Below are 14243 nucleotides of genomic sequence, written 5' to 3'. Positions count from 1 at the left end.
TGCCATGCCGCGACTTTTCACCGCCCTCGAGATCCCGCGTGACGCCGCATTGTCGTTGTCACTCCTGCGCGGGGGCCTCCCGGGAGCTCGTTGGATCGACGTCGAGAATTATCATCTGACCCTGCGTTTCTTTGGCGATCTCGAAGGCCACATGGCCGACGAATTGGCCAATGCGCTCGACCGGGTGCGGCGTCCCTCATTCACCATGAAACTCTCCGGCGTCGGCGCCTTCGGGCAGAAGAAGCCGCGTTCGATCTGGGCCGGCGTTTCCGCCTCGCCCGATCTCCACGCCCTGCAGGGCGAGATCGAGAGCATCTGTCGGCGGCTGCGCCTGCCGCCTGATCCACGCAAGTTCGCCCCGCACGTGACGCTCGCCCGGTTGAAGAACGCCAACGCCCTCGATGTGGCGGCCTATTTATCGGCGCGCGGCAATTTCGCCTCCGTGCCCTTCACCGCCGGCCGTTTCGTGCTGATGTCGTCGCGCACCTCGATCGGCGGCGGCCCCTATATCGTCGAGGAGGCCTGGCCTTTGATGGGCGGCGAGAAAGACCGTCGGTCGAGCCTGGCCAACAACGCCTCGGAGGCTTCGCGGATCATGTGGTAGATGGCGGTAAAGCCGTCGTCCCCGCCATAATAGGGATCGGGCACGTCGGCCATTCCGCCACCCGCATAGTCGAGGAAAAGATGGATCTTGCCCGCAGCGCTATCCGGCGCGCGGGTCTGCAAGGCGCGGACATTGTCGCGATCCATGCCAAGAATGAGATCGAAGCGCTGGAAATCGCCGTCGCGCACCTGACGCGCCCTTTGCCCGGAGATATCGACGCCAAAGCGGCGCGCGACCGCCACCGAGCGCGGGTCCGGTGGATCGCCGGCGTGCCAATTGCCGGTGCCGGCCGAATCGATGCTGAAATCCGCCTCCCGCCCGTGTTCGGCGACGACGCCGCGAAACACACCTTCGGCCAGCGGCGAACGGCATATGTTGCCGAGGCAGACGAAAAGAATGGCGAAGCCGGGCTTTGCGTTCATGGTCGAGGCGCTATGTTTCGTTCAGGATACGCACAAGGCGATAGCATGGAGAGGCATGATGGCAAGGGAAAAGCTCGATCTGGCGGCGGCAAGGACGGCGCTCGACGACATTGGCGGCTGGACGCTGGCCAGTGACGGGGCCTCCATCAAGCGCCGTTTCGTCTTCGCCAATTTCTCCGAGGCCTTCGCCTTCATGACGCGGGCGGCGCTGGCCGCCGAGAAGCTGAACCACCATCCCGAGTGGTCGAATGTCTACAAGACCGTCGACGTGTCCCTGACGACCCACGATGCCGGCGGACTGACCGAGCTCGATATCGCCCTGGCCAAGGCAATGAACGGCTTTGCCAAGGGGTAACGCAAGGGGTCACCTATTGCATTCGCTACGCCCTCTTCCCACATTTTTGCCGTCAGGAGCACGGTGATGGACCCAACGATGGGCTCGACCATGGATGATGTGAAGATCGGTGAAATTCTCGAACCCGTTGGCTCGGGAGAGAACAGGCGGCGCGAGCAGCGCGTGCGCGCCGGTTTCTGGCGCACCGTCAAGAAGGCGGCGCGGCAGGTTCCCTTCATGGAAGAATTGGTCGCCGGCTATTATTGCGCCCTCGACAACGATACGCCGCCACGCGTGCGTGGCGTCCTCATCGCCGCGCTTGCCTATTTCGTCCTGCCGTTCGACCTGGTGCCGGACTTCCTGCTCGGGTTCGGCTTCACCGACGACATGGCCGTGCTGGCCGCCGCGCTCAACGCCGTGCGTCGGCACATCACCCCGGCGCACCGCCTGGCGGCCAAGAAAGCACTGTCCGAGAACGCAGCCGATCACGCATAGGTCAAATTCTCGCCGTTTTCATTCGTTTCAACCGTTCACACGGGGTGTTTGCTGTTCCTTGCAAAACAGGGCACGGTGGATATCGGGGCCGGCGCATGAAGGTCTTTTTCGCTGCTTCACGCTTTGGTAACCCAGATTAAGTAAAAATGAAGTGATCGAGGCTGAGGCTGATCGGCTTCGAAACACTGGCAAAAAAAAGACGGTCAAGACGATGCGCGGACTGATTTCGACACTTATTCTCATCTGCACGACTGCGGCGGCGGGCCCGGCAATGGCCCAGGCAACGGCTGTCGGCCAACATGGCGACTGGGGTGTCTACAGCTACCAGGCCGGCAACGGCAAGGTTTGCTACGCCATGAGCGTGCCGAAGGCCAAGGAGCCGGCCAGCCTCGACCATGGCGACATCTTCTTCTTCGTCAGCCAGAAACCGGGGCAGAACGTTGCGTCCGAACCGCAGTTCATCGCCAGCTACAATTTCCAGGAAAGCTCGAAGGTCACCGCCACCATCGGCGACCGCGCCTTCAGCCTGTTCACCCAGGGCAAATCGGCCTGGCTGGAAAACGCCGCCGAGGAACCGCAGCTTATCGCCGCGATGAAGGGCGGATCGACAATGAAGATCGCCGCCAAGTCGGGCCGCGGCAACGCCACGAGCTACGTGTTTTCACTGGGCGGCGTGACCGCGGCAATCGACGCAACCAAGAACTGCAAATAGTCAGCTTCGAGTTGGAGCCACGCCGCCGCAGGTGACGCCGGCGGCATGGCATGCTATGAGCGCCGCAAATGAAGGGCGGCCCCGGTTTCCGGCGAGTGCCGGCCAAAACCGATCTCAAGAATGCCATGGCACTGACACTCGACCTGACCAAGCCTGAAAGCCGCGCCCAGTTGCGGCCGCAGATGGCTGTCGACAAGAAATCCCTGATCGGCCTCTCGCGCGACGCGATGGCGCAAGCGCTTGCCGCACTCGGCGTTCCCGAGCGGCAGACGCGCATGCGCGTGCGCCAGCTCTGGCATTGGCTCTATGTGCGCGGCGTCTCCGATTTTGCGCAGATGTTCAACATCTCGAAGGAACTGCGCGCCACCCTCGACGCGCATTTCACCATAGCCCGCCCGGAAATCGTCGAGGAACAGATCTCCCAGGACGGCACGCGCAAATGGCTGATGCGCTTTCCGCCGCGCGGCGCCGGCCGGCCCGTCGACGTGGAAACGGTCTACATTCCCGAGGAAGGGCGTGGCACGCTGTGCATTTCCAGCCAGGTCGGCTGCACGCTGACCTGCACCTTCTGCCACACCGGCACGCAGAAGCTGGTGCGCAATTTGACGCCCGGCGAAATCCTCGAACAGTTGCTCGTCGCCCGCGACCGGCTCGGCGACTTCCCCGATGCCGACACGCCCGATGGCGCCATCGTCCCGGCGGAAGGCCGCAAGATCACCAACATCGTCATGATGGGCATGGGCGAGCCGCTGTACAATTTCGACAATGTGAAGGAGGCGCTGCTGATCGCCTCCGACGGCGACGGCCTGTCCTTGTCGAAGCGTCGCATCACGCTGTCCACCTCCGGCGTCGTGCCGGAAATCTACCGCACGGGCGAGGAGATCGGCGTCATGCTGGCCATCTCGCTGCATGCCGTGCGCGACGAATTGCGCGACGTTCTGGTGCCGATCAACAAGAAATACCCGCTGAAGGAATTGCTCGACGCCTGCCGCGCCTATCCCAGCCTGTCCAACGCCCGGCGCATCACCTTCGAATATGTGATGCTGAAGGGCGTCAACGATTCCCTCGACGACGCCCGCGCGCTGGTGCGTCTGTTGCGGGGCATTCCGGCGAAGATCAATCTGATCCCGTTCAACCCATGGCCGGGCAGCGACTATGAATGCTCCGACTGGGAGCAGATCGAGGAATTCGCCGATCTGGTGAACAAGGCCGGCTACGCCTCGCCGATCCGCACGCCGCGCGGCCGCGACATCCTCGCTGCCTGCGGCCAGCTCAAATCCGCCTCCGAGCGGATGAAGAAGACCGACCGGCTGAAGCTCGAGGCGATGATGATCGCCGGGCACGGCGAATAGAGCATTTTGCAGTCAGGTGATCTCACCTGACGTCCGCATAAATGCGGAGAAACGACAAGTTTATGCGTCCTTTGCGCGCCCATCCGGACGCACGCGAACAGGCGGGTCCGAGGCGATCCTACCGTGCCTGGGCAGTCAGGATCTTCAAGGCGAACGCCGAAAACACGCCGGCGAAAAGATAATCGACCGCCCGCATCACGCGCGGGCTCTTGCGCAGGAGCTGCGAAAACCCGTCGGCGGCAAGCACCATCGGCGCGACGATGGGCAGCGACAGCGGAATGAACAGCATGCCGAGAAAGAACAATTTGCCCGGCGCGTGCGGATCGCTGGCCGAGACGAATTGCGGCAGGAAGGTCATGAAGAACAGGATGATCTTCGGGTTCATCAGATTGATGCCGAGGCCTGTCGCCCAGTTCTTGAACAGTGAGCGCCGAGTGCTGCCCTGCTTCTCCGGCGAAAAGGCCGATCCCCGGCGGATCGCCTGGAAGGCGAGCCAGATCAGATAGCCGGCGCCGAACACCTTCAGCACCAGGAAGGCCTGCGGCGAGGCGACGATCAACGCCGACAGGCCGAGCGCCACCAGCGCCGTGTGGATCAGGATGCCCGTCATCGCCCCGAACATGCAGGCAAAGCCGGCTGCCCGGCCCTGGCTCAACGCCCGCCCGACGAACAGCGTCATGTCCGGCCCCGGCGTGATGGCGATGACGAAGGTGGCGAGCGCGAATTGCAGGATCGTCGTGAAGTCCGGAATGAAATCCATGGCTGAAAACCCAGGCGGCGGTTGCGGCAACTGGAAGCTATAGCATTTTGCAGTCAGGTGGAATCACCTGACGTCCGCATAAATGCGGAAGGGCGCCCGCTCTCAGATCGTTTCGGTGACCTTCTTCAGCTTGTCGGGCGTGTCCGGGTTCAGCCCGCGTTCCCGCGCCACCTGTTCGATCAGCCGGTAATAGCCGACGAGCGCCACCAGCGGGTCGAGATGGCCATGGCCGGTGGTCGGCGTTTCGACCGTGATCGCGCCCAGATCGCGCGACGAGAAGGCGGCGACTTGCGCCCCCAGGCCGCGCAATTTGTCGAGCGCCTGCGTGCTCGAGGCCAGTGCCGCGTCGTCCGGCACGAAGGCGATGATCGGAAAGCCCTTGTCGACGAGTTGCATCGGCCCGTGCATCAGCTCGGCCAGCGAGAAGGCCTCCGCATGCAGTTGCGCCGTCTCCTTGGCCTTCAGCGCCGCTTCGAGCGCGATGGCGAAGCCGGGACCACGGCCCGTCGTATAGAGCGAGGCCGCATGGCCGACAAGCGGCAGAACCGGCTGCCAATCCACGTCGCAGGCCGCCCGCAAGGCCTGCGGAAGCCGGGCCAGCGCCGCGCCCAGGGCATCGCTGCGGGCCGCCGCCTGGGCGATGCCGGCCAGCGCCGCCGCCGAGGCGATGAAGCTTTTCGTCGCCGCGACGCTGCGTTCCGGTCCGGCATGGATCGGCAGGACGATGTCGGCCGCCCTGGCCAGCGGGCTGTCGGCGACGTTGACCACCGCCACCGTCACCGCCCCGCCCTTGCTGGCGGCATGCTGCGCGGCGATGATGTCGGGGCTGGCGCCCGACTGCGAGATGGTGATGTGCAGCGCCCGCTCGAGCTTCAGCGGCGCATTGTAGACCGAGGCCACGGAAGGGCCGATCGAGGCGACGGGGATGCCGGCATGGATCTCGAACAGATACTTGAAGAAGCTCGCCGCATGGTCGGACGAACCGCGCGCCGACATGCTGACCACCGCCGGTTGCCGTTCGGCGATGACGCGGCCGATTTCGGCAAAGACCTGCGCCTCGCGATCGAACAGCCGCTCCACGGCCTCGGCGGCTTCCGCGGTTTCCAGGAACATCAGCGAGGGAGCGTCGGTCATCATGCGCCTTTCGGGTGCAGCGTTGTGGTCGGTTTGGCGTTCAGCCATCGGTGTTCAATTCGGCGAAGACCTTGTGAAGGTCCGAGCCGTTGCGTTCGAGCGCCGCCCCGGCCTCGTCCGGCGACAGTCCCCGCACCACGAGCACAGCCGGCTTGACGTGGAAGCCGGTCTTGCCCAGCGCGTCGAGCGCCGCCGGCTCGTCGCAGCCGGTCAGTTGCATCAGCATGGCCACGGCGCGCCGCCTGAGTTTCTGGTTGGTTGCCTTCATGTCGACCATCAGGCCGCGATAGACCCTGCCCAGCCGCATCATGACGGCAGTGGAAAACAGGTTCATGGCGATCTTCTGGCTGGTGCCGGCCGCCATGCGCGTCGATCCGGCCAGCACCTCCGGCCCGGTATCCAGCAGCACGCCGATTTCGGCGCGGCTCAGAAGCGTGCTGCCGGGATTGTTGGCAAGGCCGATGGTCAGCGCCCCGCGCCCGCGCGCTTCGTCGATGGCCGCCAGCGTGTAGGGCGTGCTGCCGCTGGCCGCCAGCCCGACCGCCACGTCGCCGGCGCGGCAATCGATCCCGGCAATCGCCGCGCGGCCCGCATCCGCATCGTCCTCGGCGCTCTCGCGCGCTTCGGCCACGCTGGCCTCGCCGCCGGCAAGCAGGAAAGCGGCGCGCCCCTCGGGCCAGCCGAAAGTCGGGTAGAGCTCGATGCCGTCGAGCATGGCGATGCGCCCCGACGTGCCGGCGCCGACATAGACGAGGCGGCCTTGCCGATCGGCCAGACGCGCCGCGGCTTCCTCCACGGCGCGGTCGAGCGCCGGCAGTGCTGCCTGAACGGCGGCAAGGGCCGCGCCCTGCCCATCCAGCATCGCCGTCAGCATGGCGCCGGTTTGGAGGGTTTCCAGCTCGCGATGGGCGAGGCTTGAACTTTCGGTGGGCGTGGTCATGGACGCACTCATCGGCTTGCGGACACGGTTCAGGTCGACCAAACATAGACCAGTTTAATACCAAACCCGTTATAGACGGTTTTGCGGCGGAATCCATGCCCTGCGGCCCGCTTTCGGCAAAAATCTCCGGGCCGCCAATGAATTTCAACGCCGGCGGCAAGGATGAACGACGCCCTTCAAGCAGCTTGCTTGAACAGCCGGGCAAACTGGTCGATAATTGGCGTTATTCCCGCCAGGATCCTCCACGGTCCGATCCAGCGCCCACACCCGCAGGAAAACCGCATTGCCCACCAGCATCAAGGCCCGTCATGAAGCAGACTGAGAGCCTCCGCGCCCTGCTGTCGCGGGAGGGGTTTGCGCAAAAACAGGACAATCCGACGCCGCTCTACATGCAGGTGGCGGCCGTCCTGCGCAATCTGGTCGAAACCGGCCGCCTGGAGCCCGGCGCTGCCCTGCCGTCGGAGCGCACCATCGCCGAGACGACGGCGCTGTCGCGCGTCACGGTCAGGCGCGGCATCGATCTCCTGGTGCGCGAGGGCGTGGTTCAGCAGCGGCGCGGCTCCGGCACCTATGTGCGCGCGCCGGTCGAGCGTTTCGAACAGCCGCTCGCCAGCATCACAAGCTTCAGCGAGGACATGATCTCCTATGGCCGGCAGCCGGCGACGCGCTGGCTGGCGCGCGAATATGCCAGCCCCTCGGCGCGCGAGGCGATGACGCTCGGCCTTTCTCCGGGCGACCGGGTGGCGCGGCTGCACCGGCTGCGGCTGGCCGATGATCTGCCGCTGGCGGTGGAACTGGCCATCGTTCCGGCGCGCCTGTTCGCCTCGCTGGAGAAGCTTGGCGATTCCCTCTACGAGGCGCTGGCCGACGCCGGCGCCCGCCCGCACAAGGCGCTGCAGCGCATGCACGCCTGCGCCCTGCCGGAGTTCGAGGCGGAGCTGCTGGAAGCGGACGCCGGCGAACCCGCCCTCTATCTGGAGCGCGTCTCACGCACCAGCGACGGCGCCATCGTCGAATTCACCCGCTCGCACTACAAGGGCGACCGCTTCGACTTCGTCGCCGAGCTCAATCTGGAGCCGAGCGGGAGCCGCGCCGGCGATCGATGATCGCGCCCTGAAATCAAAGCGATTCCAGGAAGCGGAGCAGATTGTCGCGATCCCGCTTGTCCATCGACACCACGCGGTCGCGCGCCGCCTGCGCCTCGCCGCCGTGCCAAAGCACGGCCTCGAGCAGGTTGCGCGCCCGGCCGTCATGCAGGAAGCCGGCTTCGCCATTCACCACCGTGCTGAGGCCTATGCCCCACAAGGGCGGCGTGCGCCATTCATGGCCATCGGCCAGCCCCTCGCTGCGATAATCCGCCAGCCCCTCGCCCATATCGTGCAGGAGCATGTCGGTGTAGGGCCAGATCAGCTGGAAGCGCAGCGCCGGGTCGGGCGCGTCGCGGCGTGTGACATATTTCGGCCGGTGGCACGAGGTGCAGCCGGCCTCGTAAAACACCTTCTTGCCCGCCAGCACGGCCGTGTCACCGGCCTTGCGGCGCGCCGGCACCGCCAGATTGCGCGAATAGAAGGCGACGAGGTCGAGCAGGTCGCCCGGCACCTCCTCGGCGCCAAGGTGCGCCTGCGCGCCATGCGGCAGCGCGCGGCAGGCTGCCTGCGCTTGGGTGCAATCGCCCCAATGGTCCGGCGCAATCGGCGTCGACAGCCCCATGTCGCCGGAGAAGGCGCCCGCCGTCTGCTCGGCGACCGACGGCATGATGGCCTTCCAGCCGAACCGGCCAAGCCGCCATGCGCCCTTGGCGTCGCGCACCATTGCCGCGCGCCCCGAAATGCCGTCGCCATCGCGGCCGTCCGGATCCTCGCCAGCAAGAATATCGGCCTCGTGCACGCTTTCCAGCAAGCCCAGCCCGATCATCGGCGGCGCGACACGCGCCGACATCATCATCTGCGGATGGAAGGCGCCGAAACCCGGATCCTCGACGGCAAGCGTCGGCCTGCGCAACGTCACGGTCTCGCCGCCCGACAGCGCCACCGGCACGTCCTCATAGGTGATCTCGACGCGGCCCTCGGCGCTCAGCCCGGCAACGGCGAAATCCTGCAATTGCAGGCCATAGACGGGCTCGGGGGCCGCCGCCAACCGCCCATCGGCAATGGCGGCTGCCTGCGCCTCGCTGGGCGGAACGGAGAGCCGCACGAGCAGCGAGACAGCCGGGTCGCCGGTCCTCGCCGGAGCATGCCCGCGCCCATCCTTGATGTGGCAGGACTGGCAGGCGCGCGCGTTGAACAGGGGGCCGAGCCCGTCCGACGCCTGTGTCGAGGAAGGCGCCGAGACCCAATCCTTGCGGAACAGCCCGTTGCCAAGCAGAAACCGCTGCAGCTCGGCGAATTCGAGATTGGCCGAGGCGTGCGAGAAGGCATCGGCGTTGACCCGCTTGGTGGAGGTCGTAGCACCCGCCTGCATGCGCTCGAAGCGCTCCGCCTTGTCGAAGGTGGTGGCGGGTTCGGTCACCTTCGCCACGCGCGCCCGGTCCTCGTCGGACAGGTCGTCGCGGCGCGGCACATCTTCGGCATGGGCGGCCAAAGCCAGGAGAGCAAGCAGGCCGACCAGCGTCGCGCCACGGAAGATTGTTTTCATCAGCGGGGTCTATAAGCAGGCATGCCGGACCGGCAAGCGGCCCGGCATTGTTTCGCGCTATTCGAAGACCGCGTCGGGATTGTCGAGGCTGTCGGAACCTTCAAGCTCGATACCGGACAGGTCGAGCGCCACGATGGCGCGCTCCAGCGAGCGGGTCTGGTCGACGAGACCGTCGATCGCCGCCTGGACCACGGCATTGCCTGCCTCATTGCCCTGGCCGATCATCTGGTCATAGGCCTCGCCGCCCTCGGCGCGCGCCTTCAGCGCGGTCATGGCGGCCAGCGTCGCATCGAGCTTGCCCTTCACCTCCTCGGCAAGGGCGGCGTCCTTCTCGCCCACCAGATCGGCCAGGCTCGGTCCCTCGACCGTCGAGCCGTCGACGCGCTTGTAGGAGCCGAAATACACGTTCCGTATGCCGACCAGATCGTAATAGTGGCTGTTGTGCGTGTTGTCGGAGAAGCAATCATGCTCCTCCTCGGGATCGTTCAAGAGCAGGCCGAGTTTCATGCGCTCGCCGGCCAGTTCCCCATAGGAAAGGGACCCCAGCCCGGTCAGCATCGCCGTCAGGCCGGCTTTCGCATCGCCGGTCACCTCAGCCCGCGCCTCGCCATCGGTCTGCCAGTTGGCGACCATTTCCTCGAGATCGGCGATCAGCAGATCGGAGGCCGCCGTCAGGTACTGGATGCGGCGTTCGCAATGATCGCCCGTGCAATTGGCCGGATCGAAATCACTGGCCGGACGCGCCCCGGCGCCGGCGTCGGTGCCGTTCAGGTCCTGCCCCCAGAGGAGAAATTCGATGGCGTGATAGCCGGTCGCCACATTGGCCTCGATCCCGCCAACCTCATGCAGCGACTGGATCACTTCCGGGGTAATGGCCGAAGCGTCGATCTCCGTGCCGCCGACGCTGAGCTTGTCGTTGGCGATGACGTTGACCGTATAGAATTCATTGGTGTCGGACTCGGTGCCGTAGCCGGCATCCACATAGTCGATCAGGCCCTCGTCCAGCGGCCAGGCGTTCACCCGGCCTTCCCACTCGTCGACGATGGCATTGCCGAAGCGGAACGCCTCGCTCTGCTGATAGGGAACACGCGCCGCAAGCCACGCCTGGCGCGCAGCACCGAGCGTTTCCTCCGACGGGGCCGCGACAAGCGTGTCGATCGCCTCGCGCAAGGTCTGCGCGGTTGACAGGCTGTCTTCATAGGTGGCCAATGCGATATCGGCATAGGTCGACACAACCGCCTGCGGTTCGGCGGCCGCAGCCGGCCACAGCGCGCCTGCTGTCAGCGCGGTGCTCAGAAGTAAGATGCGCTTCATGGAAAATCCCCTCTCATGCGGTCCCGAAGGACGTAAAGACATGGGAAGCCCGGCAAGCGCATCGGCGACACGCCCCGGCACTACCCGCCAGTCAATACTGGATTTAAATTATCATGTTTAAGAAGGCAAGGCTGCGCTCGCCACTACAGCGCCGCGCGTCTTTTCAGACGCGCAAAGGACGCTGTAACACTTTGAAATGCTGCATAATTTTTTCCTCAAATCGATTCCGATTTAAGGAATTATGCAGTAGCGGGCCCCGCCCCACGCCGGTCTATTCCATTGCCTTGACGGCGATCACCGCATTGGTGCCGCCAAAGGCGAAACCGTTGCTCAACGCAACGCGAACCGCCCGCGCGCGCGCCGTATTCGGCGTCACGTCGAGATCGCAATCGGGATCCGCCTGGCGATAGCCGGCCGTCGGCGGCACCAGCCCCTCGCGAATGGCCATCACGCAGGCGATCAGCTCCAGGGCTCCCGAAGCGCCAAGGCAATGGGCATGCATCGACTTCGTCGAGGAAACCGACAGCTTGTCCGCATGCGCGCCGAAGACCCGGCGGATCGCCTGGGTTTCAATTTTGTCATTGGCCTTGGTGCCGGTACCGTGCGCGTTGATGTAATCGACATCCTGCGCCGCCAGGCCCGCTTCGGCCAGGCACGCCTGCATGGCGTTGATCGGCCCCTCGACCATCGGTGCGACGATGTCGGACGCATCGGCCGTCATGCCGCCGCCGGCCAGTTCCGCCAGGATCGGCGCGCCCCGCGCCCGCGCGTGTTCGAGCGTCTCGAGCACCGCAATGCCGGCGCCCTCGCCAAGCACCAGGCCCTGGCGGTCGGCCGAGAATGGCCGGCAGGTTTCCGGCGCCAGCACCCGCAGCGCTTCCCAGCCTTTGAGAATGCCGTAGATCAGCGGCGCATCGGTGCCGCCGGCGAGCATGACGTCGGCGCGCCCCAGCCGCAATTGGTCGGCCGCCGCGATGATCGCGTGATTGGAGGAGGAGCAGGCCGACGTAACGCCGAAAACCGGGCCGCGCAGCCCCATCGTCATGCTGACCTGGCCGGCGGCCGCACCCGGCATGGCGCGCGGCACGGTGAAGATGCCGGTGCGCGGCTTGCCTTCCAGCAAGACCGCCCGATAGCTTTCCTCGATCGCTTCCCAGCCACAGACGCCGGTGCCCACCACGGCGCCAATCCGGTTCGTATTGGTGGCGTCGACCAAGAAGCCCGACTGCGCCAGCGCTTCCTTCGCGGCGATCGCCGCCAGCAGGCTGAACCGGTCCATCGTCACCAGGCGCTTGTGATCGAACCCGTGGTCGGGCAGCTCCTTGATCTCGGCGCCGATGCGCGCCTTCAACTCGTGCAACGCTGTGATGGTGATCGGCCCGATGGCTTGACGCCCCTGGCGCATGCCCGACCAGATGGACGGAGCATCCGTTCCCAGCGCGCAGATACCGCCGAGACCGGTTATGACGATACGCGGTGTGGGCATCCTAGGGTCAGGACCTACTAATATGGCCGCAATGGTCGGCCTGATTTGTGCGGATACGCGGAGCAGGACCGCAGGAAGACTTTACGTCTTTCAAGGTCTTGCGACAAAGTAGGCCGTGCAAATCAGGCCGATCCGAAGGACGCTCGATAGACTGGCGATCTGCCGCGTCAAAGCCCTTGACCGGGGGGAAGACCCCGCTCTGCGGGCTTTTCCTTGCATCTCTTGGTCTATCGAACGCCATTGTGGTCATATTAGTAGGTCCTGACCCTAGCTCTTGGCGTCCACCAGTTCGCGCACCGCGGCGACGATGTCGCGCACCGTCTCGAGGCTTTCCCAGGCCTCGGCGGTGTTCATCTCGACCTCGATGTTGAATTCGTCCTCGACGTCGAAGATGATTTCCGTCAACTCAAGCGAGTGGATGCCGAGATCCGCGAGCGGGGTGTCCAACGAGACGCTCGATGCATCTTCCTGGGCGTGGACCTTGATCTTCTCAAGAATCGCCCGGCCGATGTCGTCGGTGCTCACGCGACTGTCAGCATTCATAAACCATCTCCTCGGCTCACCTTTTTGCCGGCTACAATACCGGCGGGCCAGGCGCCCGTGTTCAACTCGACAAAACTGCCGAACATAAGAAACCAAACCAGGCCGTGCGGCAAGTGCGGCCCGTGTATATTCAGGCGCGATCGTCCGCCGTTCACTTGTCGGCCGGCTTGCCCTTGACGAAAATCGTCACCTTGTCGCCGTCGTCATACTCCAGCGCCACGACATCGCGCACCATGACCGAACGGGAATCGACCGCGTGATAGAACAGGGCGCTTCCGTCGATGGCTTCCTGCAATGCGTCGATATCGCGTTGGTTGTCGGCAATCGCCTTCATGATGCCGCCCGAGCTCTCGTTCAGATCGGGCAGGAAGACGATATCGACCTCGTTGAGAGAGAAGGTCTTGCGCACGCGCTCGGCATTCTTGCTGGTCTCCGCGATCGCCTCGACGACCCGGTCGGCCGCCGACGCCGCCTCGACCTCCTCGGTCTTCACATCGGAGCCGATGATGGCGTCGATGGCCTCCTCCCGGTCGAGCCCCTGGGCAAGCAGCGGCGTCTGCAGCGCAAGCGCCACGAGCAGCGCCATCGTGGCAATCCAGTGGAACTCGGTGTCCGGGCGCATCGACCGGCTTCCGAAAGACATGATCATGGGTCCATCCTGTGTGTTCGCCGCGCAGAAAACATGTTCGCTCGCTAAACGCAACGGCTGCAGCGCGACGCGGGTTCCCTCAAAGCCAGGTCGGATAGTCGGAAACCAGAAGCCTGTGCGGTGCCTCGTCTTCCTCTATCTGCGAGAAACGGGCGATCGGATCGGCGAAAATATTGTCTGTCAGGTCGTCATTGACCGTCGAGACCTCGCCGATCAGCACATCCTGCTCCTCGCCCCAGAAGGCGTGCCAGACGCCGGGCAGAAGCGTCACGCTCTCCCCGGGCGCAAGCCGCAGAATCCCGCCGGCGTCGACATGGCGCCTGATCCCGTCGGTCGGCACTGTCACCGGCGCGGTCCGGTCGATTTCGCCATCCGGCGCGGATGCGAACAGCTCGATGCACAGGATCCCGCCACCGCGATTGATGATGTCCTCGGCCTTGACCGCATGCTTGTGCATCGGCGCCACCTGGTCGCGGCGCGATATCATGATCTTCTCGGCGTAGAGCATGCCGCGACCCTGCTTCAAATCTTCTACGGCTCCGTTGCGCGCCGTGAACAGGAACAGCCCCCGCCGGGCGAAGTCGCCCGCGCCGTAATCGGTGATGTCCCAGCCGAGCCGCGCATCGACGATGCCGCCGATCGCGCCGCTCCGATGCTTCATGTCGTCGGGCGTCCAGTCGGCGAAGGGCGGCAGGACATAGCCGAAGGAGCGGATGAACTCGGCACCTTCGCGCAGTATTTCATTGACCCTGGAACGTTTCACGCAATGCCTCCCGGCGCTGGTCGCAACTGTTCACCGGTTCGTAGCCCAAGCAAGGCGAGCCGCCAAGGCGGTTTCTACAGTACTTGGCGGTCAGGCATGGA

Annotated in this window: 16 protein-coding genes; 6 read left to right on the top strand and 10 right to left on the bottom strand. The window is 65.0% G+C overall.

What is annotated here, in order from left to right; genetic code table 11:
• Positions 1 to 4: 4 nt before the first annotated feature.
• The gene (gene thpR / locus AB843_RS13145; RefSeq protein WP_048647304.1) at positions 5 to 604 is read left to right on the top strand and encodes an RNA 2',3'-cyclic phosphodiesterase; all 600 of its coding nucleotides are present in this window, start codon (positions 5 to 7) and stop codon (positions 602 to 604) included.
• Here the strand turns inward: thpR and AB843_RS13140 are convergent.
• Positions 505 to 1026 (bottom strand): low molecular weight protein-tyrosine-phosphatase, encoded by a 522-nt coding sequence (locus AB843_RS13140; protein ID WP_048647303.1) that lies wholly within the window; start codon positions 1024 to 1026, stop codon positions 505 to 507. The two genes, thpR and AB843_RS13140, sit on opposite strands and share 100 nt — an antisense overlap.
• A gap of 58 nt (positions 1027 to 1084) precedes the next feature.
• Here AB843_RS13140 and AB843_RS13135 point away from each other — a divergent pair, with 58 nt between their 5' ends.
• The 4 genes from AB843_RS13135 to rlmN all read left to right on the top strand — a co-directional run bounded on the left by AB843_RS13135 (position 1085) and on the right by rlmN (position 3919).
• Complete coding sequence (locus AB843_RS13135) at positions 1085 to 1381, top strand: 4a-hydroxytetrahydrobiopterin dehydratase (protein WP_048647388.1); 297 nt, start codon at positions 1085 to 1087, stop codon at positions 1379 to 1381.
• Positions 1382 to 1471: 90 nt separating this feature from the next.
• Positions 1472 to 1855, top strand: coding sequence for a YkvA family protein (locus tag AB843_RS13130; RefSeq protein WP_048647387.1), 384 nt, complete (start codon positions 1472 to 1474; stop codon positions 1853 to 1855).
• Positions 1856 to 2066: 211 nt separating this feature from the next.
• On the top strand, positions 2067 to 2567 hold the full coding sequence (locus AB843_RS13125; protein ID WP_048647386.1) for an invasion associated locus B family protein: 501 nt from the start codon (positions 2067 to 2069) through the stop codon (positions 2565 to 2567).
• A 125-nt stretch (positions 2568 to 2692) separates the two neighbouring features.
• Positions 2693 to 3919, top strand: coding sequence for a dual-specificity RNA methyltransferase RlmN (gene rlmN, locus AB843_RS13120; protein WP_048647385.1), 1227 nt, complete (start codon positions 2693 to 2695; stop codon positions 3917 to 3919).
• 118 nt (positions 3920 to 4037) lie between these two features.
• Here the strand turns inward: rlmN and AB843_RS13115 are convergent, their stop codons facing one another.
• The 3 genes from AB843_RS13115 to AB843_RS13105 form a co-directional block, all read right to left on the bottom strand.
• The gene (locus tag AB843_RS13115; RefSeq protein ID WP_048647302.1) at positions 4038 to 4679 is read right to left on the bottom strand and encodes a LysE family translocator; all 642 of its coding nucleotides are present in this window, start codon (positions 4677 to 4679) and stop codon (positions 4038 to 4040) included.
• A gap of 102 nt (positions 4680 to 4781) precedes the next feature.
• Positions 4782 to 5813: an SIS domain-containing protein gene (locus tag AB843_RS13110; RefSeq protein ID WP_048647384.1), complete on the bottom strand. Its 1032-nt coding sequence runs from the start codon at positions 5811 to 5813 to the stop codon at positions 4782 to 4784.
• A gap of 40 nt (positions 5814 to 5853) precedes the next feature.
• A complete protein-coding gene (locus tag AB843_RS13105) occupies positions 5854 to 6753 on the bottom strand; it encodes an N-acetylmuramic acid 6-phosphate etherase (RefSeq protein ID WP_048647383.1) in 900 nt (299 codons plus the stop codon).
• Between the two features lie 308 nt (positions 6754 to 7061).
• Between AB843_RS13105 and AB843_RS13100 the strand changes: the two genes are divergently transcribed.
• The gene (locus tag AB843_RS13100; RefSeq protein ID WP_048647301.1) at positions 7062 to 7859 is read left to right on the top strand and encodes a GntR family transcriptional regulator; all 798 of its coding nucleotides are present in this window, start codon (positions 7062 to 7064) and stop codon (positions 7857 to 7859) included.
• A 13-nt stretch (positions 7860 to 7872) separates the two neighbouring features.
• On the opposite strand, the gene AB843_RS13095 is transcribed toward AB843_RS13100, so the two are convergent.
• The 6 genes from AB843_RS13095 to AB843_RS13070 form a co-directional block, all read right to left on the bottom strand.
• Positions 7873 to 9387, bottom strand: coding sequence for a di-heme oxidoreductase family protein (locus tag AB843_RS13095; protein ID WP_048647300.1), 1515 nt, complete (start codon positions 9385 to 9387; stop codon positions 7873 to 7875).
• Positions 9388 to 9444: 57 nt separating this feature from the next.
• A complete protein-coding gene (locus AB843_RS13090) occupies positions 9445 to 10701 on the bottom strand; it encodes an imelysin family protein (RefSeq protein WP_048647299.1) in 1257 nt (418 codons plus the stop codon).
• A 271-nt stretch (positions 10702 to 10972) separates the two neighbouring features.
• Positions 10973 to 12187, bottom strand: coding sequence for a beta-ketoacyl-[acyl-carrier-protein] synthase family protein (locus AB843_RS13085; protein WP_048647298.1), 1215 nt, complete (start codon positions 12185 to 12187; stop codon positions 10973 to 10975).
• Between the two features lie 267 nt (positions 12188 to 12454).
• Positions 12455 to 12730, bottom strand: coding sequence for an acyl carrier protein (locus AB843_RS13080; RefSeq protein ID WP_048647297.1), 276 nt, complete (start codon positions 12728 to 12730; stop codon positions 12455 to 12457).
• A gap of 151 nt (positions 12731 to 12881) precedes the next feature.
• Positions 12882 to 13379, bottom strand: a complete 498-nt coding sequence (locus tag AB843_RS13075) for a hypothetical protein (protein WP_048647296.1) — start codon at positions 13377 to 13379, stop codon at positions 12882 to 12884.
• A gap of 79 nt (positions 13380 to 13458) precedes the next feature.
• The gene (locus tag AB843_RS13070; RefSeq protein WP_048647295.1) at positions 13459 to 14142 is read right to left on the bottom strand and encodes a D-lyxose/D-mannose family sugar isomerase; all 684 of its coding nucleotides are present in this window, start codon (positions 14140 to 14142) and stop codon (positions 13459 to 13461) included.
• Positions 14143 to 14243: the final 101 nt, after the last annotated feature.

Origin of the sequence: Nitratireductor soli (assembly GCF_001050155.1) — a bacterium.
In the GTDB taxonomy this organism is placed as follows: domain Bacteria; phylum Pseudomonadota; class Alphaproteobacteria; order Rhizobiales; family Rhizobiaceae; genus Nitratireductor; species Nitratireductor soli.
Note: the sequence above shows the minus strand (reverse complement) of the source record. Positions and strands in the feature narration are given on the sequence as shown.